The organism is Ulvibacterium sp. (assembly GCF_965228935.1).
Classification (GTDB): domain Bacteria; phylum Bacteroidota; class Bacteroidia; order Flavobacteriales; family Flavobacteriaceae; genus Ulvibacterium.
In genome coordinates, this window is record NZ_OZ245846.1 from 4,718,786 (window position 1) to 4,738,659 (window position 19,874).

General features: G+C 42.3%; 19 protein-coding genes. 9 read left to right on the forward strand and 10 right to left on the reverse strand.

Annotated features, from left to right (window positions below):
- Positions 1 to 10 precede the first annotated feature (10 nt).
- The 6 genes from ACO06Y_RS19785 (at position 11) to ACO06Y_RS19810 (ending at position 6,282) form a co-directional block, all read left to right on the forward strand.
- Positions 11 to 229, forward strand: coding sequence for a hypothetical protein (locus ACO06Y_RS19785; RefSeq protein WP_422080774.1), 219 nt, complete (start codon positions 11 to 13; stop codon positions 227 to 229).
- A 495-nt stretch (positions 230 to 724) separates the two neighbouring features.
- Complete coding sequence (locus tag ACO06Y_RS19790) at positions 725 to 2,734, forward strand: sensor histidine kinase (RefSeq protein WP_422080775.1); 2,010 nt, start codon at positions 725 to 727, stop codon at positions 2,732 to 2,734.
- A 1-nt stretch (position 2,735) separates the two neighbouring features.
- Positions 2,736 to 3,383, forward strand: coding sequence for a response regulator (locus ACO06Y_RS19795; protein WP_422080776.1), 648 nt, complete (start codon positions 2,736 to 2,738; stop codon positions 3,381 to 3,383).
- A 102-nt stretch (positions 3,384 to 3,485) separates the two neighbouring features.
- Positions 3,486 to 3,890 (forward strand): hypothetical protein, encoded by a 405-nt coding sequence (locus ACO06Y_RS19800; protein WP_422080777.1) that lies wholly within the window; start codon positions 3,486 to 3,488, stop codon positions 3,888 to 3,890.
- Between the two features lie 339 nt (positions 3,891 to 4,229).
- Positions 4,230 to 4,541, forward strand: coding sequence for a LytR/AlgR family response regulator transcription factor (locus tag ACO06Y_RS19805; RefSeq protein ID WP_422080778.1), 312 nt, complete (start codon positions 4,230 to 4,232; stop codon positions 4,539 to 4,541).
- Positions 4,542 to 5,169: 628 nt separating this feature from the next.
- Positions 5,170 to 6,282 carry a hypothetical protein gene (locus tag ACO06Y_RS19810; RefSeq protein WP_422080779.1) on the forward strand — a complete coding sequence of 371 codons (1,113 nt, stop codon included), beginning with the start codon at positions 5,170 to 5,172 and terminating at the stop codon, positions 6,280 to 6,282.
- A gap of 451 nt (positions 6,283 to 6,733) precedes the next feature.
- On the opposite strand, the gene ACO06Y_RS19815 is transcribed toward ACO06Y_RS19810, so the two are convergent.
- The 10 genes from ACO06Y_RS19815 to ACO06Y_RS19860 all read right to left on the reverse strand — a co-directional run bounded on the left by ACO06Y_RS19815 (position 6,734) and on the right by ACO06Y_RS19860 (position 15,282).
- Positions 6,734 to 7,921, reverse strand: coding sequence for a molybdopterin molybdotransferase MoeA (locus ACO06Y_RS19815; protein WP_422080780.1), 1,188 nt, complete (start codon positions 7,919 to 7,921; stop codon positions 6,734 to 6,736).
- A complete protein-coding gene (locus ACO06Y_RS19820) occupies positions 7,918 to 8,694 on the reverse strand; it encodes a sulfite exporter TauE/SafE family protein (RefSeq protein WP_422080781.1) in 777 nt (258 codons plus the stop codon). Before ACO06Y_RS19820 ends, ACO06Y_RS19815 begins: the two co-directional genes overlap by 4 nt.
- Positions 8,678 to 9,751 (reverse strand): ThiF family adenylyltransferase, encoded by a 1,074-nt coding sequence (locus ACO06Y_RS19825; protein ID WP_422080782.1) that lies wholly within the window; start codon positions 9,749 to 9,751, stop codon positions 8,678 to 8,680. The genes ACO06Y_RS19820 and ACO06Y_RS19825 overlap by 17 nt, the downstream gene beginning before the upstream one ends.
- Positions 9,748 to 10,344, reverse strand: a complete 597-nt coding sequence (locus ACO06Y_RS19830; RefSeq protein WP_422080783.1) for an NTP transferase domain-containing protein — start codon at positions 10,342 to 10,344, stop codon at positions 9,748 to 9,750. Before ACO06Y_RS19830 ends, ACO06Y_RS19825 begins: the two co-directional genes overlap by 4 nt.
- Positions 10,328 to 10,801: a cyclic pyranopterin monophosphate synthase MoaC gene (gene moaC / locus ACO06Y_RS19835; RefSeq protein WP_422084200.1), complete on the reverse strand. Its 474-nt coding sequence runs from the start codon at positions 10,799 to 10,801 to the stop codon at positions 10,328 to 10,330. Before moaC ends, ACO06Y_RS19830 begins: the two co-directional genes overlap by 17 nt.
- Positions 10,801 to 11,784 (reverse strand): GTP 3',8-cyclase MoaA, encoded by a 984-nt coding sequence (gene moaA, locus ACO06Y_RS19840; protein WP_422080784.1) that lies wholly within the window; start codon positions 11,782 to 11,784, stop codon positions 10,801 to 10,803. The genes moaC and moaA overlap by 1 nt, the downstream gene beginning before the upstream one ends.
- A gap of 177 nt (positions 11,785 to 11,961) precedes the next feature.
- Positions 11,962 to 12,381 carry a molybdenum cofactor biosynthesis protein MoaE gene (locus tag ACO06Y_RS19845; RefSeq protein ID WP_422080785.1) on the reverse strand — a complete coding sequence of 140 codons (420 nt, stop codon included), beginning with the start codon at positions 12,379 to 12,381 and terminating at the stop codon, positions 11,962 to 11,964.
- A complete protein-coding gene (locus ACO06Y_RS19850; RefSeq protein WP_422080786.1) occupies positions 12,381 to 12,623 on the reverse strand; it encodes a MoaD/ThiS family protein in 243 nt (80 codons plus the stop codon). Before ACO06Y_RS19850 ends, ACO06Y_RS19845 begins: the two co-directional genes overlap by 1 nt.
- A 5-nt stretch (positions 12,624 to 12,628) precedes the next feature.
- Positions 12,629 to 14,800, reverse strand: a complete 2,172-nt coding sequence (locus tag ACO06Y_RS19855; RefSeq protein WP_422080787.1) for a molybdopterin cofactor-binding domain-containing protein — start codon at positions 14,798 to 14,800, stop codon at positions 12,629 to 12,631.
- 17 nt (positions 14,801 to 14,817) lie between these two features.
- A complete protein-coding gene (locus ACO06Y_RS19860; RefSeq protein WP_422080788.1) occupies positions 14,818 to 15,282 on the reverse strand; it encodes a (2Fe-2S)-binding protein in 465 nt (154 codons plus the stop codon).
- Between the two features lie 231 nt (positions 15,283 to 15,513).
- Between ACO06Y_RS19860 and ACO06Y_RS19865 the strand changes: the two genes are divergently transcribed.
- The 3 genes from ACO06Y_RS19865 (at position 15,514) to ACO06Y_RS19875 (ending at position 19,861) form a co-directional block, all read left to right on the forward strand.
- Entirely contained in the window at positions 15,514 to 16,323 is an 810-nt protein-coding gene (locus ACO06Y_RS19865) for a TrmH family RNA methyltransferase (protein ID WP_422080789.1), read from the forward strand.
- A gap of 62 nt (positions 16,324 to 16,385) precedes the next feature.
- A complete protein-coding gene (locus ACO06Y_RS19870; RefSeq protein WP_422080791.1) occupies positions 16,386 to 17,612 on the forward strand; it encodes a M48 family metallopeptidase in 1,227 nt (408 codons plus the stop codon).
- A gap of 44 nt (positions 17,613 to 17,656) precedes the next feature.
- Entirely contained in the window at positions 17,657 to 19,861 is a 2,205-nt protein-coding gene (locus tag ACO06Y_RS19875) for a RelA/SpoT family protein (protein WP_422080792.1), read from the forward strand.
- Positions 19,862 to 19,874: the final 13 nt, after the last annotated feature.

Here is a 19,874-nt window from a genome sequence, read left to right on the forward strand (position 1 = left end):
AGATTTCATCTTGACCCACAAGTGTTTGGCCTATCTGTTTACAATGAACTGGAGGACTATCGATTTTAAAGGCTATGGTATTGTTGACATAGTCGGTAAGACCTTTATCCATTGTCGTTATGCCATTTTCACTACAGCAAATGTGCCGCTATTGAAATACCACAAAAAGGAAGTGAAAACCTCTTTTCATTGGTATCATGTTTTGAATTTTTTCTTTGCATTGGAATGAAACTTTGCCTTATGGTTTGGTTTAATTCCGAACACTTTTTTTCAGCAAATGCCAGAGTATTTTTAAAATGATACGGTCGGCAATTAATTATGCCACAAGTTGGCTCAATTGCATTTAAGGATAAATAAGAGGTAGCACGTAATTTGTGCGCGGTACCACTTATGGATCCGGATACATTTTATTTCTGGCTGAACGAGATTACTTTTATGAATGCTGTCCGATGCAATTTTTGGAAGCGCTTGGTGACTAAAGGGAGGTATTCATCTTTACGGATCGAACTACACATACTTTCCACAATGGGCATCATAAAAAGTTTATTTACAATACCAACCCACAATTGCGAGTAAAACTTACCTTTAAAGTTGTTTTTTAAGACATTTGCAAAAGGAATTGTTAAAGGGCCAAAGTAGTGTAAGCATGTTAAATTTGCCGTTTCAAGTATATTTAAGACGAAATATTTGCCACGATTCCAATAACCTCTTTAAAGATTGACAAATGAAGGTATACAGACTTTTCCTTCTATTGCTATTTGGTTTACCAACTCTTGCACAAGATTTGGGTTTGGAAGAAAAAAAGGAAAGAATTTACCACAAGATAGTATCAACGGATAACGGAGAAAAGCTAAAATGGATGGATAGCCTATGTAGGCTTGTAGAGCGAAAAGAAGTTTATAAATATGACTCGATAGCGAGAAAAACCATCGACTATGCCCTGGAACTGGATTCGACCCGATTGGCCTTACATCATGCCAAAACGCTCATTGCCCATATACATGATGATTTACAAGGCCCAGGACAGGCCATTCAAGTTTTCAATGAAATAAAAGTCAGAATTCCCAAGGATCAACACTTTTTGGAGTTAATCGGTTTTTATAATGAAGGCGCATATAGTTATAAGATACTTAATCGTCTTGATGATGCCTTGAGTGTCTATGAACAGGCACATACATTTGCAAACAAAACTAATGATTCAACCAAAATGGGTGAGCTTAAGGATCAAATTGGAGTGGTGCTCTGTTTTATGGGAGATTTTCAAAGAGCGGCCGCAACATTGCAGGAAGCTCACCAAATCTTATCCAAACACGCTCCCGAATCAGCATGGGAGCCGAAAGCGACCCTGTCCATATTGTATTCACAGAACGGGCTTCAAGAGGAGGCAAAAAAGTTACGTATGGAGATAGTTGAGGAGGCCAGGAAGTACGGGAATATGAAAGCGATACACAACCAATTCTTTAACCAGGCCTTTGACGAGATGTTGCACGGCAGTCAAAAAGAAAGAATAAGATATCTGGATTCCACCAGGACCTATTCCTTTAAAACGAATGATAAACTGCTTGAGATTGAACTGCTAATAGCACAACTGAGCGCCTATGCAGAGAATGGTATGTTGGAAAAAGCGGAGCTTGTAAAGAAACAGCTCGAAGAACGGCTAAAAAATGTCACTTTTCAAGTGGATGAATATAACCTTGCCATGGCCCATTACGAGTTTGCAAAGGGCAATTATGAAAAAGCGGCCATCTGGGGGGAAAAGGAATATGATAAAGTCAAGGATGCCCAGTTTTACGAGGGTATTTATATGGCACATGGCTTCTTGTCCAAAGTGTACAATAATCTAGGGGACTTGAAAAAGGCCCATTTCCATTTGAAGGCACATCACAGAATAAAGGACTCTATAGAAACGGTTCAAAAGGCAAACGGCTTTTCCTATTATCAAACACTATACGAGACGGAGAAACGTGATTTTAAAATTGCATCACAACAAAATGAAATTACCTTGTTGGATAATGAGAACAAGATAGCAAGACAGTGGATGTTATTTGGGGGGCTCGGCATTATCACTCTTTTTTCTATCCTTTATTTAGTCCGTTCGCGACAATTTGCGGTGAACAAAAAACAACTTCAAGAACAGTTTTCACGTAATCTGATCAGTGAACGGGAAGAGGAACGAACCCGTTTGGCCCGAGAACTACATGACAGTGTTGGACAAAGATTAATGCTGCTTACGAGAAAAACAAAATCAAAAAAGGACAGTGAAATGGAAGAACTTGCCGGAAGCACTTTGGAAGAACTGAGAAGAATCTCCAGAGGATTACATCCCATAGCGTTGAAACAATTGGATACTACTTTGGCCATCAGAACCCTTATCGATGAAATGGATGCCAATTCCGATATTTTCTTCACCCATAAAATCGATAATATTGATGCTGTACTTAATAAAGAATCTTCGCTACACCTGTTTCGAATCATACAGGAAGTCCTAAGCAATATCCTAAAGCACTCAGGGGCAGCTTCAGCTTCCGTCGAGGTTGACCTTCACGAGAGGGATATAGAGATCCTTATAGAGGATAACGGAAAAGGCTTTAATTTTGAAAACAAGATTAAGGAGGGCAAAAGTTTAGGTATGCGCACATTGCTAGAGCGCGCAAAAATCATCAACTCTAAATTGCGCATCAAATCTGAACACGGCATAGGGACAACAGTATTTCTCACAGTTCCAATTTCGTAAAATGCAAAGAAAAGATATCACAATAGTTATTGCGGATGACCATCCGCTACTGCTAAAAGGTCTTAACGAAGAACTCACGAACCACAAATACAATGTGGTAGGGGTCGCTGCAGACGGTATGCAGGCATTGGAACTTATTTTGCTTAAGAAACCAACAATAGCCCTGCTTGATATCGATATGCCAATGCTATCAGGATTTGAGGTGATAAAGACGGCCAAAGAAAAAGAAGTATCCACCAAATTTATCGTGCTGTCCTTTCACAAGGAGAACAGTTATCTCCTACAGGCCAAATCGCTAGAACTCAATGGCTATCTTCTAAAGGAAGATTCTTTTTTTGAAATAGAGCGCTGTATGGATGCCGTTATCAGGGGCGAGACCTATTTTAGCCCTTCTTTCGAGGTCACGGTTCTGGACGGTGTCCGGAATGAACAAAGGAAATTGGGATTGCTTACGCCTTCAGAAGTTGTTATTCTAAAACAAATAGCCCGTCAAACTTCCACAAACGAAATCGCGGAAAAACTGAACGTTTCTGTCCGGACCGTTGAGAAGCATAGAAGTAACATCATTGTAAAGCTGGATTTGGAAGGTAGTACCAACACCCTTACCAAATGGGCCTTGAGCAACAAGAATAGCATATTGGAGCTCTGATCGGCCATTGCTTTGTTCTAAGTATTATCACTTAAAACTCTAGTGGTAGTACTTATGGTTTGAACAACTATGGCCAATGATATTGTCCAGAAATAAAAAACTATGGACAGTATAACCCTGGGGTGCCCGGACAGCATTTACCTACATTTTCTTGAAACCATAATCAGCGAAGAGTTCGGTAACCATTATCGTGTCATTGGCAGCTCAGCCAATGGACTGGAAAGTCTCCGAACGATTTTGGACAGGATTCCCAAGATTGCCTTTTTAGGTACTGATTTACCGTACTTAACGGGTGTTGACATTGCCAAAATCCTTTTTTTAAAGGGTATTCCCACGAAATGTATCTTAGTTTTTCCAAAAGAAATTGAAGAATGTTTTATTGAACTTCTTATTGAAGGGGTGCATGGCATAATCTATAAGGGAGATGATGCCGTTACGGTTGTAAGATGCATTAAAGAGTTGTCAACAGGAAACTTCTTCAACAGCAGTTTTTTTAGTAGGAAATAAATACTGCGGGTCGCTTAAGTGCTACCACGCCCAAATTACGTACTACCTCTTATTTTCCCGGAAATACAACTTAACCAACTTGCAGTGTAATTTATTACCGGCCAAATCAATCTAGTAAAGAGCAAATTAAAATTTAAAAACCAAGTTAAAATGATACGAGAATTTCCCTTTTTGGTTTCGATTTTATCCATTGCCTTGGCAACAATCACAATTTATTGGTGTTTTATCAAGCCTTTGCTTCAGAACCTGAGTAAAGTAATAAAATTAAGCAAACTGTCTAAGATCCAAAATTCCAACCCTGTAAAGTAGTCGGTTTTCAAACTTGGAAATTCAATCTTCATGGGTAGGGATTTTCTTTTTGTCAAAGAGGGAACAAAGAATATTAAAGTCAATATTAACGAAATATGGTATGTGTCGTCCCACAAAAACTACCTTGAAATTCATCTTGAAAAAAAGAAATACAGGATTCGCTCCAAGTTGAGCGATTTTGCCCTTTTGCTACCTCATTCCTTTTTCATTAGGGTTCATAGAAGATATCTAGTGAACATGTATATGATTTCCAATCATTCGGCTACCCAGATTACCATCGGAAAGGCAGAAATTCCCATCTCCCAAACCTATCGAAAAGATTTTATCGATAAGACATACTGATAATTTAGGTATCGGAAATATCTGTAAATACGGCCCTGTTATTTCATTCATCGTTAATTTGATTTTTGCCGTAATCGCAATATTTTGACGAATCCTTTTTTGTTGAGCAACAAAATCGACGGCCCATACAGATCTTGAAAAACAAGATCCCGTAAATGGGAAAATGTACTCTTTTCATGTCAAAGACAAAATTTTTTTAAATGAAATTCTTGTTGAATTCATTTCCAAATTTAAATTCTGCTTACAAATCACTATAGGGGTATTAAAAATCTCTTGGATTTTTCCAAAGCTAAACCTTTCCTGGATTATCCGACAGTAATTCTTTCTATTCTAATATGCCTCAGTTTAACGGGCCGAATGGATTCTACCTTTATGTTGGACTAGGAGCATAAATTGGTTTTTAGTTATTGATTCAGTTGCCGGAGGCAGAATTTATGAAGCGTCGAAATACTACCTGTAAAAGGCTGGTTAATTGGACTTTCGCGGTAAGTAAATCTTAGAATATCCCAGAATAAATAAACTTATCGAATTGGAACGTATTTTATCGAAAACAGAAAGTCATATGTGGTTCGGCAATTAATTTCACGATGTTTTTTATAAATCAATTTAATCAAAGAATCCAACTAAAATGAAAAAAATCTGTTTTACCGCCATTGGATTGGCAACACTGGGTTTTGTTTCCTGTGAGAAAGAAAACTTAACCGTTAAGGAAAACCTTACCGCTACAAAAGTGCAAGTAGAGACAGGATCCGCTTCTCTAGAATCAGTATTATCCGTTGATTACGACAAGGAAAACGACAATTACTATGTAGTTGGCGTAAACGGCGGTGCCATTGACGTTTTCTATGGGGAACATAAAAGCTGGAGCAAGCTCCAGGAGAATAGGGATATCGACAACCGTTACACTCCCGACCAGTTTGTAGATTTTGCCTTGGGCGCCGAGCCGGGAGAGGCCATGTTCGGGGTGGCAGTCGGGAACAAGGACGGCCAAGGAACCTCCATCAATGCACGTGAGTTCTCAGGGAAACCTTATTTTGGTGACGGCAGACCGGAACAAATAGGGAGTCTAGAATCCGTGCTATCCATAGATTATGATGCCGACAATAACCAATATGTTGTGGTCGGGGTAGCCAACGGAAAAATTGACGTTTACATCGGAGAACACAAAAATTGGACTAAGCTCCAGGAAAACAGGGATATAGATAATCGGTTTTCCCCTTCAAAATTTGTAGATTTTGCATTAGGAGGAGTTGGGCCCAAGTTTGGGGTTGCCATAGGTAATGATCCTTCTTACAAAGTAGGTTTTAGGAAATACGAGGCCAGGGCAGTATCCATTAATTGTCGGGAATTCTACAATAAACCTTGGTTCGGCGACGGTAAACCAAGAGCCATAGGCACACTTGTAAGAGCTTTCTCGGTGGAGTATGACGCCATAAATGATAACTACTACGTGGTAGGCGAAGGGCCCAATGGGGATATCGATGTCTGGTTCGGTACCCACAACAATTGGACACAGCTTCAAGAGAATAGGGATATTGATAATCGATTTTCGCCAACTGAGTTTGTTGATTTTGCCTTTGGGGGTACTGAGACCAAGTTTGGTGTGGCCATCGGCAATGACCCTGATTTTCAAACGGGCTTTAGGCAGAACGCTCCAAGGGGGGTATCGATTAACTGTAGGGAATTCTCCAATAAGGCCTGGTTTGGCGATGGTAAACCAGAAGCTATAGAGGGAGAATAGAACTCTTTGAACTAAAAAATAGTAGGGTCACTTGGCAGGTTCAGGTGACCTTTCTTGTTTACAAAAAGAGTCCATGTACCAAAATCCAAAAAAAACCATACATTGAGCATTTGCTGGGAATCTACGCCTTCTGCCCAAAGAATCTCATTAACCCGCCAACTTTTGAGAATCCTTTTTCAAAGTATAGGTATTTTTATAAGCGCCCTATTCTTGGTCTCTTTTAATCGTTTCTTTAAATCACCTTTTAAGAGACGCTCTTACTACAAATAAACTATCGACAATTAACGGTCTGATAGGCACCCCTCAACTTCGTTGTATCAATTCGAAATTGAATATGCCAAAAAATTAGGATGTATTGATTCCAACCAGCAATATGAAAGGATTCATCGAACATGAACTACAATAAACCAGTCAACCGAGATTCTGAAGCACTAGATTTTTCAAATAGTATCTATGCCGGAATATAAGAAACCAACTCCCCCTTTTTATATTTTTGCTGTCTTGGTCTTAAGCAAACGAATCCATCCGATTTGGAGAGGCTGGCCAAATCCCCGGAACCCCCATCTTCGATGGGCTTGGCGAATAACTTTCCCTTTTCCAAATAAGTCTTGACCTGCACGAAACGGGTCAAAGGCAAATCATTAAGAACAACTTGGTCCAGAATCACTTCTTTTTTTGGATAGTTCAATCCCAGACATCGGTATAACCAAGGCACAAAATAGACATGGTAATTGGCAAAGGTGGACACTGGATTTCCTGGAAATGAAAACACTTGGGTGTTATGCTCCTTTTGAACTCCGAACCAAAATGGTTTTCCGGGTCGCTGGGCTACCCGATGAAATATTTTTTTAACACCTAAGGATTCCATCACCTCCGGGATAAAATCGAATTTTCCTTTGGAGACCCCACCGCTCAACAGGATTACATCATTTTCCTGCAATACCTTGGTTATACTGTCTTGTATCACCTTTTTGTCGTCCGCTAAATGCAAAAGCTCAGGTACGATACATTCCTTGGACAGCGCAGCATGCAGGGACAAGGTGTTCGACTTTCGAATCTGATGGGGAAGCGGGATTTCCGAAACATCCACCAATTCGTTACCTGTGGAGATTACACAAACCTTAGGTAGCTTTTTTACGGATACCGAGGATTTTCCGACTGTGGCCAAAACTCCTATTTCCGCTGCCGTAATTCTACGATCCGGCTGCAACAATACGGTTCCGGTACTCGCATCGCTACCCTTTTTATGAATGTTCTGTCCTTTTTTGGGAATGGATTTTACAATCGCGTTACCATTTTCAAGGGTTGTTTGTTCGTACATGATAACGGTATCCGCATTTTGGGGAACAACGGCCCCGGTCATAATTTCACAACAAAATTCCGATGAGCTCAATGTTTTTTGTGGCATGCCCGCACTCAATACGCCTTCGATTGGAAAAGTGGACCTTCCTTTTTCAATGGCCGTGAAATTGATGGCTATTCCATCCCTGGTAGATCGATCGAAAGGAGGGAAATCCCGATCGGCCAAAACAGGCTCGGCCAAAACACGACCGGTACTCTCCAACAAATCTACAGTCTCTATACCCCAATCTTGGGTATGTTGCATTACCTTATCAAAAGCTTCGTCAAATGAAATCATATCAGTTCCAATCCATTTTTTAACAATACCCGAACCCCCACAATAAAAACCAAAAGCGCTGTAACCCGTTTTATGCCTTTGGCCGACATCTTTCTTAGGCTTATTCGAATACCCAGTTGTCCTCCCAAAAGTACGGTTCCTGTCAAAATCAAGGTCTCTTTCCATGGAAGTTCTAAGGTATGGGCTGTTAGGAGCCCACCTATCCCGGAAATTGAATTCACCAAAATAAAAAAACTGGCCAAGGCCGCAATTTTTATGGGAACGTCCCAACGCATGTGATTGAGTACAGGTGCCAAGAAAATACCCCCCCCAATACCCACAAGACCCGATAAAAACCCGATAGCACCGCCAATAAAATAATCCAAATACTCGGGATATTTTCTAATTCTATCGGTATCGGATACAAGGGTATAGGTCTGCCAGGCCAAAAATATAGCGGAGACAATTAATGAACATCCTAAAATTATAAAAAACACCTGTTCCCTTAACCGAAAAGAGGCCCCTAAAAAAGCTAGGGGAATACTGGTAATGACAAATGGAACAAACTTCCTTAAACGAATATGGCCATTTTTAAAATAGAGATACGTACTTCCCGAAACTACGACCAAGTTGCAGATAAGGGCCATGGAACGAATGGCAAAGAAACTGGCGAAAAAAAGGGTCAACAACGCCAAATAGCTAGACCCACCTCCAAATCCAACGGAAGAGTATAATGTGGCAATCACAAAAAATCCCAAGCAAAGTAGTACTAAGCTCTCAGTACTTAGCAACATACGCCCTTAAATTGTTCATCCCGCCTTTTACATTGATCAATTCCGGCCCAGTATTATATTCCCGAAGTCTCTCGATAGCTTTTTGGCTTCTTACTCCGGACTGACAAATAAAGTAGGCAGGGCGTGCAAAATCAATTTCCGATTTACGTTCAATCAATTCGGATAACGGAATATGGTGCGCACCTTCCAAATGGTCCGCACAAAACTCCTCTGAGGTGCGTACATCAATCAACTGAACAGAATCCTTTTCCATTAGTTGTTCCAATTCCAAGGTTTCAATGGATGTTATGCCCGATGTACATTCGAAATTATAGGTGGGCTTAAGTTCTTCCATTTTCAGACTGTCCGGAACCAACGAAAATTTGATATGTTGGAAGCTTTGGGAGAGTCCGTCAAAGAGCAATAGCTTTCCGGAGAGTACCTCTCCTACCCCGGTCAAAACTTTTACTACCTCCAAGGCCTGAAGATTTCCAACAATCCCGGGGATTACACCCAAAACACCGTTCATATTACAGTCCGGAACCTCATCCGGTCCCGGCATATTCGGAAAGAGGCAACGATAAGTAGGTCCATCGTTATGGTTAAAAACGCTTACCTGGCCTTCAAACCCATGCAACGCTCCATAAACAAAGGGCTTTCCTAAAAGAATACAGGCATCGTTTACCAAATACCTAGTGGGAAAATTATCCGAGGCATCCACAACGATATCATAATTGGCAATGATTCCGAGCGCATTCTCCTTGCTCAAAAACTGTTCAAAGGAAATCAATTGAGTATCCGAGTTTTGGGCCCTTAATTTTCGGATAGCGATCTGAACCTTGGATCGACCAACATCCGCTTCATCATATAGCACTTGCCGATGTAGATTGGAACCGGAAACCGTATCGCCATCCACAATACCCAAAGTACCAACGCCCATGGCGTTAAGATAGGTCAATACCGGAATCCCAAGACCTCCGGCCCCGATGACAAGAACTTTGGATTTGGACAAACGTTCTTGTGCCTTTGGACCAAAATCCTTTAAATTGGTCTGCCGTATGTAGCGTTCTCCGTTCATATGGTTTCCAATTTCTCCAAGGCCTCTTTATAGTTCGCCTTAGAATTTGCATTGAACAGTACATCGGCATTCTTTGGAAACACCAACTTAACTTCATTATTTATCAAAAACTTACGGGGACCAATCCCATTTCCCTGTGCTAAATACGATATGGAAGAGCGGAGCGCTTGTGGTTCCCAGATGGCACAAAGTGGTTCGGGCAAGGGGTTTTCTTTTTGGGCAAAGGTGGTGGCCATTTTGTTCGGATCCCTTGCCGAAATCAGTTGTCGGAGGGAGGGTGCATCCATTAGGGGCAGATCACAGGCCAGGACCAGCCAGGCTACATCCGGAAATTGGCTATGGGCGGACAACAAACCGTTAAAAGGGCCTTTGTACTCATCTTGATCTTGGATGCTATTGTATCCTGCCGCGATTTCTCCTTCCTGTTCCTTTCGGATGCTCATGTAAGTCCTCTCGCAGACTTCATCCAATAAATGATATAGATAGTCGCGTTGGGGCATTCCATGATATGCAATTTGCCCCTTATCCTCTCCCATCCGTGTACTTTTGCCACCGGAAAGAACCAATCCATAGAGTTTATCTTTTGAAATCATGTTTGCCACCAGTTTTTTCATTTAACCGTATGTCCGTAATCTGAATGTCATGGGATAATGCCTTGCACATATCATAAATGGTCAATGCACTTATGGAAACTCCCGTTAAGGCCTCCATTTCCACTCCAGTGCGTTCCGTACATTTTACCTTACAATTGATTTGCAATGCATTTTCAACAGGCACAATAGCAATGTCTATTTTGGAAAGGTTCAACTGATGACATAGCGGAACAAGCTCCCAGGTCTTCTTTACGGCTTGGATTCCGGCTATTACTGCGGTTTGTATGATGCTACCTTTTTTACTCAGAAAATCCTTACCGGACAAAATTTCAAAAACCTCTGGGGGAAACTCTACTTTTCCTGAAGCCGAGGCCGACCGTACGGAAGTATCCTTTTCGGATACGTCTACCATCTTGGCCTTTCCGGTACCATCTACATGTGAAAGTTTCCCGTTCATCATCCACCGATTGAAGTCATTGAGCTTTTGAAGAAACTTCTATTTTCCTGCTGTGCCTCAAAACCTGTTTTTGCCCTGCTGCCTATAGCGGATAGGATATGTTCCTTGACCCTTTCCTCGGAGTTTTCTCCTCGGAGAATGTCCCTGAGGTTCATTTTAGGTTTACCATAAAGGCAAGTAATAACATCTCCGGTAGCCGAAATCCGAAGTCGATTGCAGGTTCCACAGAACGTGCGGCTAAATGAAGGTATAACCCCAAAAGTTCCTTTAAAACCGGGTATCTTATAATTAATTGAGGTGGATGTGCTTGGCGATTCCAGTTGATAATACTCCGGATGTGCCTCCTTTATATAAGCCAAAATGCGCTTATAATCCCAGGAAATCGTATCAAAGGAACGGCTACCGCCGTTAAAGGGCATTTCCTCCAAAAACCGTACGGCTACATCAAAATGTTTGGAAAGTTCCAAAATAGGAAGAATATCCTGGGTATTCTGACCATCCAACGCAATAAAATTGATACGTACATTGAAGCCTTCCGTGATCAGTCTAAGCATATTGTTATGTACTGTATCGTACTGGTCCCTTCGGGTTATCCGTTCAAAGGTGTCCCTATTAATGGCATCCAAACTCACATTTATATTCTTTATACCCAATTGCTTAAGTTCGTCTATATGTGGTCCAATAAGGGTGGCGTTAGTGGTAACCGAAATTTCATTCAACCCCTTCAATTCCACCAAACGTCGCAATAGTTCCATTAAATTCTTGCGAACGAAGGGTTCTCCACCGGTGATACGAATCTTGTCTATACCCTGTGAGACCAAGATAGAGGCCAAGCGTGCCAGTTCCTCCAGGGTAAACAGCTTATCGTTTTTTGCAAAGTCGATGCCCTCTGAGGGCATACAATAATTGCAGCGAAGATTACAACGATCCGTCACTGCCAGTCGCAAATAGTTTATTCTTCTATTATGATTGTCTACGAGCATCTTCCTTTCAAGTTCAAACCCAAATTTAAGCTATAAAAAATTGATATGTTTATCCGTTTAAAAGTTTTGAAGGTTTCCTACTTCAAATTTTGTTTGATAACCGTGGCAAAACCGGATTTCCAACACCCCTAACCACTTAGGTCTTCTACTATTTTATAGTTTTAGTCATAACCTCGATTATGGATGGGCCGAGACCCAAACGGATTTATTTTTAAATATTTCCTTTTTCCAAATGGGTACTCTTTCCTTTAAGGTGTCTATTAAAAAACGACAGGCTTCAAAACATTCGCTCCTATGGGCCGATGATGCCCCGACCACCACCACGGGCTCCTGAACATTTTTTACGCCCACGGCATGCCGTACCACAATTTTATTTAACACCCATCTGTTTGAAGCCTCCATGGCAATTTTTTCCATCTCTTTTATCGCCATCTTCGCATAAGTTTCGAATTCCAGGGAAACTACTTCCTCGTTATTGGTAAATTCCCGAACGGAACCTACAAAAACACAGATACCTCCGCTACCGGCATGGGAAAGCTCCCCATACACTTGCGAGGTATCTATTATATCAACGATTTCAATAATCGGTTTCTCCATCAACCTCCACTTACCGGCGGAATTATGGCTATCTCGTCACCGGCTTCCAAAATTGCCGCATCTTGGGCATATTCGCTATTTACGGCCACGGCCAACGAGGACAGCTTACCAAATTCAGGGAAGGAGCCACATAAATAGTCTTTGAGTTCACCTACCGAAGACGGTGGGTGTTTCAATTCGGATAAATCCATTTGTGCACTTCCAACAATATCCTTGGCAATCCCAAAAAGCAATATTTCCATCAATATTATCCTATAATTTCCTTTTCCACCATGTTATCCACAAAAGGCTGCCTGTAAATTCGATTGCCCGTTGCCTTTTTCATGGCAATGGAAACCGCGGCCCCAGCGGGAGGCAATGTCGGTTCCCCAAGACCTGTGGGACTCAGGGTATTTTTTACAAAATGTGTCTCGACCTTAGGAGCTTCCTTCATACGAATAAGGCGATATCTATCATAATTATTCATCTCCGGAACACCATCCTTGAAGGTGAAATTGCCGTACATGGAATGTCCTACTCCATCAACGACACCCCCTTCTATTTGGTTCAACGCGCCCAATGGGTTTACCACAATTCCACAATCCACGGCCACCGTCACTTTCTTTACAACCGGCTCATTGTTTTCAATTACTACATCCGCCACCTCGGCCACATGGGTGTTGTGACAATAATACGCGCAGAAGCCCTGATAGACCCCATCCTTGGGATTACGATACCCGGACTTCTCAACGGCCAGGTTAATGACATCCTCCATGCGCTCGGCGGAATACTGGATACGCTCATCCGTTGTTCCCTTTACTTTTTGGAGCATATCCAAACGCATTTGTACCGGGTCTACTTCCAGTGTTTCGGCAATCTCGTCAAAAAAGCTTTGCTCGGCAAAGGAAAGGAAATTGGTATAGGGTGCGCGCCAAGCCCCGGTAGTGATGTTACTAGTATATTTGGCCACGTCTACTTGATAATTTTCCAAGGCGCCTGCCGGGAAAAAGTTCGGAATCAGACCGTACATATTGCTATTGATGGACGCTTCCTTTAAATGGTAGCCCGTAACTTTACCATCCTTTAAGGCGGCTTTTATACGATACTTTATGGCCGGACGATAAATCCCTGCCGTCATATCATCCTCCCTGGAATAGACCACTTTGACCGGCCTTTTTGCCAAATGGGATACTTCGGCGGCCTCCAATACAAAGTCCCCGTACAACCTTCTTCCGAAACCACCACCCATTCGGGTCATTTCCAAATGAATTTCCTCGACATTTCTTCCCAATTGCTCCGCCACGCGTCCCGCCGTACGCTCAGGAGTCTGTATAGGCCCTACCAAATGAATTTTATCTACGGAGACATCAGCATAGAAATTCATAGGTTCCATGCAATTGTGCGGTAAGAAGGGTGATTCATAAGTCCGCTCCACAACTTGATCTGCATTTCTAAAGGCCTTTTCTACATCTCCGTCCTTGCGAAGTGTTTCAAAAGTAGTACCGTCCAAAAGGTCGGTCAACAGTTTATCGTGATTGGATGTACTTTCCATCGGCGTACCATCACTCCATTCGGCACTCAAAGCTTCCTTGGCTTTCATGGCTTGCCAGGTGGTATTCGCCAAAACAGCTACTTTATCACCTCCACCCTTGAAATCCCCAAAACGTATCACATCAATCACACCCTCCATTTTTTTGGCCGAACTATCATCAAAGGACTCCAATTTTTTTCCAAAAGACGGAGGTCGCAAGACAGAGGCAATCACCATACCCTCGGTTTTGTAATCCAGCCCATATAAAGGTTTTCCCGTAACTATCTTATCAATATCCACGTTACCAGCATCCGTTCCTATAATCGTATAATCCTTTGGATCCTTAAGTTCAACTTTTTCGGGAATATCCAGGACAGCTGCTTCCTTTACCACATCCCCATAGCCGAGGGTTTCTCCCTTGGTATTGGTGATTACTCCGGCACTGGCGGAGCATTCCGAGACATCAACTCCCCATTTTGCGGCAGCCGCATTGATCAACATCTGCTTGGCGGTAGCCCCGGTTTGCCGTAATGCATCCCATCCATGACGAATGGATTGACTTCCACCGGCTACTTGGCGTGTGTAATCTTTCGTATTCAATATGCCCTGTTCTACATGTACGTAATCCCAAGGTACATCGAGCTCTTCGGCAATAATCATGGGCATGGAGGTCTTTACCCCCTGTCCTATTTCCGGATTTGGTGAGTAAATCGTGACCATTCCATTATCTGCAATTTTGATAAAAGCATTGAAATCATTGAAATTGAGGCTCGCAATGTCCACGGGCATTTTCACTTCGTTCTTGCAAGCGGTAAATAGATTGAAGCCTATCAGCATTCCTCCCCCGGCCAAGGAAGAAGTCCGTAAAAAGGCCCTTCTGCTAAATGAATTGGATATTATGGTTGACATGTTGTTCTAATTTAAGGTTACTCGCCCATTTTTTCGGCGGCAAGGGCAACCGCCTTTTGTATGCGGTTGTAAGCTGCGCAACGGCAAATATTGCCATGCATGGCACTTTTGATTTCATCCTCGGAGGGGTTTGGATTCTTATCCAAAAAAGAGGAAGCCGTCATTATTTGCCCGGCTTGGCAATACCCGCATTGGGGTACATCCACTTCTTTCCAGGCTTCCTGTACGGGATGGGTTCCATCCTCTGAAAGGCCTTCAATGGTAGTAATGGCCTTACCTTCCATTTGTGCGACCGGTACCAGGCAGCTTTGAATAGCATTTCCGTCCACATGGACGTTGCAGGCTCCACATTGGCCTATTCCACAACCATATTTGGTGCCCACAAGACCTATATGATCTCGTAGGGCCCACAATAATGGAGTATCCGAGGAAACATCCACGGACCTATCTTCACCGTTAATTTTTAGGGTGTACGTTGGCATGTTGTTCGTATTGTGTTGAAAATCCGTTACGGTATCAGGAATGAGGAGGAATCCCTAAGATTACCTTAAGGTCTAAATTAATCAAAATATAGCACGTTCAATTTTCACAAAGGGCTTTTTAACCTTTTTTTATGTTAAAGACCCCATTGTTTCCAACTCTTTTTGGGGCTTTAGCTATACCATTTGTGGTAATCAGTGAAATACTAGGTGGATTGCATTACATTTATACCGATGAAAGACGCTAAACCAATCAATAGTGTACAGAATCCGTTGGTCAAAAGGGTTTTGGCCCTTAAGGACAAGTCAAGGGAGCGAAAGAAAACCGAACTCTTTGTCCTGGAAGGACAACAAGAAGTCCAGCTGGCCATAGAGGGAAAGTATGAACTTGACACCCTGCTTATTCATCCTGATGTCTGCAATGATGAAGATTTTTTAAAATCCTTGGAAAATGTAAGTCCCAGACCCGAGTTTATACACATTTCCAATGAAATCTATAAAAAGCTGGCCTATCGCGAGACTACGGAGGGCATTTTGGCCATTGCCAGAAGTAAATCCCATACGCTGGACAGTCTTGTACTATATTCCGAAAATCCATTTATCCTCATAGCCGAAGCTCCCGAAAAGCCGGGGAATATTGGTGCCCTATTACGAACAGCCGATGCTGCCAACCTGGATGCGGTAATTATTGCCGATCCCAAGACCGACATCTACAATCCCAACATCATCCGTTCCAGCGTTGGTACTGTCTTTACCAACCAAATCGCCATGGCCAGCACTTCCGAAGTCATTGCATTTCTGGGAAAAAGGAATATTTCTATCTTTTGTGCGGCACTTAACGCTTCCAAAATATATACTCATGTTGACTTTACCCAACCCTCGGCACTTGTGGTGGGTACTGAAGCCACAGGGCTTTCCAGGCCCTGGTTGGAGTACTCCCATCAAAATATTGTCATCCCAATGGGGGGACAAATCGATTCCCTTAATGTTTCCGTGTCCGCGGCAATACTTATCTTTGAAGGTTTGAGGCAAAGAGGTTTTTGAGGTTGGCGTTTTGCGAGCTGAATTGATACCAAGACCATAAGCCGAAGAAAACCAAACCAAAAATGAACATACTTTTCTACATCATCATCGCCATTTTAATCGTTCAATATCTTGTTGAAACAATCTTGGATTACCTAAACGCCCAAAAATATAGTGATCCCGTTCCAATGGAATTGGAAAATTTGTTCGATGCAGAGGAATACCAAAAATCCCAGGACTACAAAAAAACCAATTATTCCTTTGGATTGTTAAGTTCCACATTTTCACTTTTGCTCACTTTGAGCTTTTTGGTATTTGGTGGATTTGAATGGATCGACTCCATTGCTAGGTCAATTACTAATAATAGTATATTTCAGGCCCTTTTGTTTTTTGGTATAATCCTAATGGGAAGCGATTTGATTACGACTCCTTTTTCGTATTACCAAACTTTTGTAATCGAGGAAAAATTCGGATTCAACAAGACTACAAAAAAAACATTTGTTCTTGATAAATTAAAAGGATGGCTACTCATGATGGTTTTGGGAGGTGCTATCTTAGCCCTCGTAATTTGGTTTTTTCAGTGGGCCGGTACAGACTTTTGGATCTACGCCTGGGCGGTGATAGCCGTTTTTACCGTTTTCATGAATCTCTTTTACAGTAGATTGATTGTGCCTTTATTCAATAAACAGACCCTTTTGGCACAAGGAAGTCTTAAGGAAAAAATAGAGTCTTATGCGAAGAAGGTGGGTTTTGAGCTAAAAAATATTTTTGTAATCGACGGCTCCAAGCGCTCCACTAAGGCCAATGCATATTTTTCGGGATTTGGAAGGGAAAAACGGGTTACCCTATATGACACGTTGATCAATGATTTGGAAGAAGATGAAATTGTGGCAGTCCTGGCCCATGAAGTAGGACATTACAAACGTAGACATATTATATTTAACCTTTTCGTCTCCGTACTTCTCGCCGGTCTAACGTTGTTTATCCTTTCCCTTTTTATCAACAATCCCAACATGTCCCTGGCCATCGGTGTTTCCAAGCCCAGTTTTCATGCGGCCTTGATCGGTTTTGGGATTCTATACAGCCCCATTTCCGAAATTACTGGCCTTGTCATGAACTATTTATCCCGAAAGTTCGAGTTTCAAGCGGACAATTATGCCAAGAATACCTTTGCGGCTATGCCCCTGATCAGCTCCCTTAAAAAGCTGTCCAAGAAGAATCTCGGTAACCTTACCCCGCATCCTGCCTATGTTTTTGTCCACTATTCCCATCCTCCCCTAATAGCCCGTATCCGCAACTTAAAGGCATAATTTTTGTTGTGTATTGGTTAGGATTGTGGTAATTTTAATATAGTATGACTCAGGCTACCATAGAAAAGGAGAACAAACAGATTGCCAAGCAATACAAGGAATTGCTTCGCATAAGCTATCAGACTTTGTCCGATGACGACAAAAAACTGATACGATCCGCCTTTGAGGTAGCTGTGGATGCGCATAAAAATCAACGCAGAAAATCCGGAGAGGCCTATATCTTTCACCCTATTGCCGTTGCGAAAATCGTGGCCTCGGAAATAGGCCTGGACGCGGTTTCCATTGCCTCTGCCCTATTGCACGATGTTGTTGAGGATACCGAGTATACCTTGGATGATATAGAACGTATGTTCGGGGAGACCGTGGCCCGTATTGTGGACGGCCTCACAAAAATAGCACACCTTAAAAAGGACATGAACATCTCCCAACAGGCGGAGAATTTCAGAAAAATGTTGTTGACCCTACACGATGATGTACGGGTAATCATCATAAAGATCGCCGATCGATATCACAACATGCTCACCTTGGATGCCATGCCGGAGCACAAGCAGGTTAAAATGGCATCGGAGACACTATACATCTATGCCCCTTTGGCCCATCGTATCGGACTTTACAATATCAAGACCGAACTGGAAGATCTTAGCTTAAAGTATACGGAGCCAGAGGTCTATCAGGATATTTCGGAAAAGATAGAGGATTCCAAGGTAGAACAACAGGATTATATCGATGCCTTTTCGAGCATTATCGATAAATCCTTGAAAAAGGAAGGTCTCAACTATTACATCAAAGGAAGAATGAAATCTATCTTTTCCATTCGGAAGAAGATGAAGACCCAGAATGTCTCCTTTGATGAGATTTATGACAAGTTTGCTATCCGCATCATTTATAAGTCCGACAAGCAGAACGAAAAATTTCTGGCCTGGAAAATTTACTCTATTGTAACGGATCATTTTACGCCCAATCCGGTTCGATTACGCGACTGGATCTCCTCTCCAAAATCCACGGGTTATGAAGCCCTTCATATAACGGTAATGGGGCCTCAGGGAAATTGGGTAGAGGTACAGATACGCAGTGAACGTATGCATGAAATTGCGGAAAAGGGATATGCCGCCCACTTCAAGTATAAGCATGGGGAACAAAAGGAACAAGGTATAGAAGTATGGTTGAACCGTCTTCAGGAAGCTTTGGAAAATTCCAACGGCAGCGCAGTGGATTTTGTGGAGGAATTTAAACTGAATCTCTATTCCAAGGAAATCTTCGTTTTTACACCAAAAGGGGAACTTAAGTCGCTTCCCAAGGGGGCCACGCCTTTGGATTTTGCCTTTAACATCCATACCGAGGTGGGAATGCGCACTCGGGGTGCCCGGGTAAACGGTAAACTGGTTCCGCTGAACACAACGCTGAATAGTGGAGATCAGGTAGAAATTATAACCTCAGATCAGGCCAAACCCAATCAGAATTGGTTGGACTATGCCACTACGGCACGAGCGAGGGCCAAAATAAAATCGTCCCTAAGGGAAGAAAAGAAAGCCATTGCCCAGGAAGGTAAGGAAGTACTGCGAAGAAAGCTGAAATCCCAAAAGGTTACCCTGAGCGAGGACGTGGTCAATAAAATGGTCATTTATTTTAAACTCAAGACCAGTCTGGATCTGTTCTATCGGGTTGGAATCGGGGCCATAGACAACCAAAAGATCAAGGAATTTGCCTCTTCCTATAGCAATGCCTTTATCAGTTTCTTTAAAAACAAAATCCGTAGGCATTCCGTCCCCGAAGATATTGACAAGGATGAGATTACCTCCAAATACGATATGCTCGTATTCGGCAAGGATGAGGAAAAGTTGGATTATAAACTGTCCAAATGCTGCAATCCCATACCCGGGGACGAGGTCTTCGGCTTTATCAGTGTCAACGAGGGCATAAAGGTCCATAAGAAGAATTGTCCCAACGCCATATCACTTCAATCCAATTATGCCTACCGCATCATAAGCGCCAAATGGATAGATTCTACCCAAGAAGAGTTCAAATCGGAAATTCAGCTTACAGGAATCGATAACCTGGGCCTTGTCAGCGAGATTACGGATGTCATTTCGGATGATATGCACGTAAACATGCGTAACCTTAACTTCAGTACAGAAGGTGGCACTTTTACAGGAAGGATTACCGTGGTAGTCAAAAACAATGGTATCCTAAAGAAATTGATCGCCAATTTAAAGCGTATAGAGGGCATTGACAAAGTATCCCGAATTTAAATTTTAACCGTAC

What these genes read in the sequence shown, in the direction of transcription:
- ACO06Y_RS19790 (WP_422080775.1), top strand. Translation starts at nt 725, where the DNA reads ATGAAGGTATACAGACTTTTCCTTCTATTGCTATTTGGTTTACCAACT.
- ACO06Y_RS19795 (WP_422080776.1), top strand. Translation starts at nt 2,736, where the DNA reads ATGCAAAGAAAAGATATCACAATAGTTATTGCGGATGACCATCCGCTA.
- ACO06Y_RS19800 (WP_422080777.1), top strand. Translation starts at nt 3,486, where the DNA reads ATGGACAGTATAACCCTGGGGTGCCCGGACAGCATTTACCTACATTTT.
- ACO06Y_RS19805 (WP_422080778.1), top strand. Translation starts at nt 4,230, where the DNA reads ATGGGTAGGGATTTTCTTTTTGTCAAAGAGGGAACAAAGAATATTAAA.
- ACO06Y_RS19810 (WP_422080779.1), top strand. Translation starts at nt 5,170, where the DNA reads ATGAAAAAAATCTGTTTTACCGCCATTGGATTGGCAACACTGGGTTTT.
- ACO06Y_RS19815 (WP_422080780.1), bottom strand. Translation starts at nt 7,921, where the DNA reads ATGATTTCATTTGACGAAGCTTTTGATAAGGTAATGCAACATACCCAA.
- ACO06Y_RS19820 (WP_422080781.1), bottom strand. Translation starts at nt 8,694, where the DNA reads ATGTTGCTAAGTACTGAGAGCTTAGTACTACTTTGCTTGGGATTTTTT.
- ACO06Y_RS19825 (WP_422080782.1), bottom strand. Translation starts at nt 9,751, where the DNA reads ATGAACGGAGAACGCTACATACGGCAGACCAATTTAAAGGATTTTGGT.
- ACO06Y_RS19830 (WP_422080783.1), bottom strand. Translation starts at nt 10,344, where the DNA reads ATGATTTCAAAAGATAAACTCTATGGATTGGTTCTTTCCGGTGGCAAA.
- moaC (WP_422084200.1), bottom strand. Translation starts at nt 10,801, where the DNA reads ATGAACGGGAAACTTTCACATGTAGATGGTACCGGAAAGGCCAAGATG.
- moaA (WP_422080784.1), bottom strand. Translation starts at nt 11,784, where the DNA reads ATGCTCGTAGACAATCATAATAGAAGAATAAACTATTTGCGACTGGCA.
- ACO06Y_RS19845 (WP_422080785.1), bottom strand. Translation starts at nt 12,381, where the DNA reads ATGGAGAAACCGATTATTGAAATCGTTGATATAATAGATACCTCGCAA.
- ACO06Y_RS19850 (WP_422080786.1), bottom strand. Translation starts at nt 12,623, where the DNA reads ATGGAAATATTGCTTTTTGGGATTGCCAAGGATATTGTTGGAAGTGCA.
- ACO06Y_RS19855 (WP_422080787.1), bottom strand. Translation starts at nt 14,800, where the DNA reads ATGTCAACCATAATATCCAATTCATTTAGCAGAAGGGCCTTTTTACGG.
- ACO06Y_RS19860 (WP_422080788.1), bottom strand. Translation starts at nt 15,282, where the DNA reads ATGCCAACGTACACCCTAAAAATTAACGGTGAAGATAGGTCCGTGGAT.
- ACO06Y_RS19865 (WP_422080789.1), top strand. Translation starts at nt 15,514, where the DNA reads ATGAAAGACGCTAAACCAATCAATAGTGTACAGAATCCGTTGGTCAAA.
- ACO06Y_RS19870 (WP_422080791.1), top strand. Translation starts at nt 16,386, where the DNA reads ATGAACATACTTTTCTACATCATCATCGCCATTTTAATCGTTCAATAT.
- ACO06Y_RS19875 (WP_422080792.1), top strand. Translation starts at nt 17,657, where the DNA reads ATGACTCAGGCTACCATAGAAAAGGAGAACAAACAGATTGCCAAGCAA.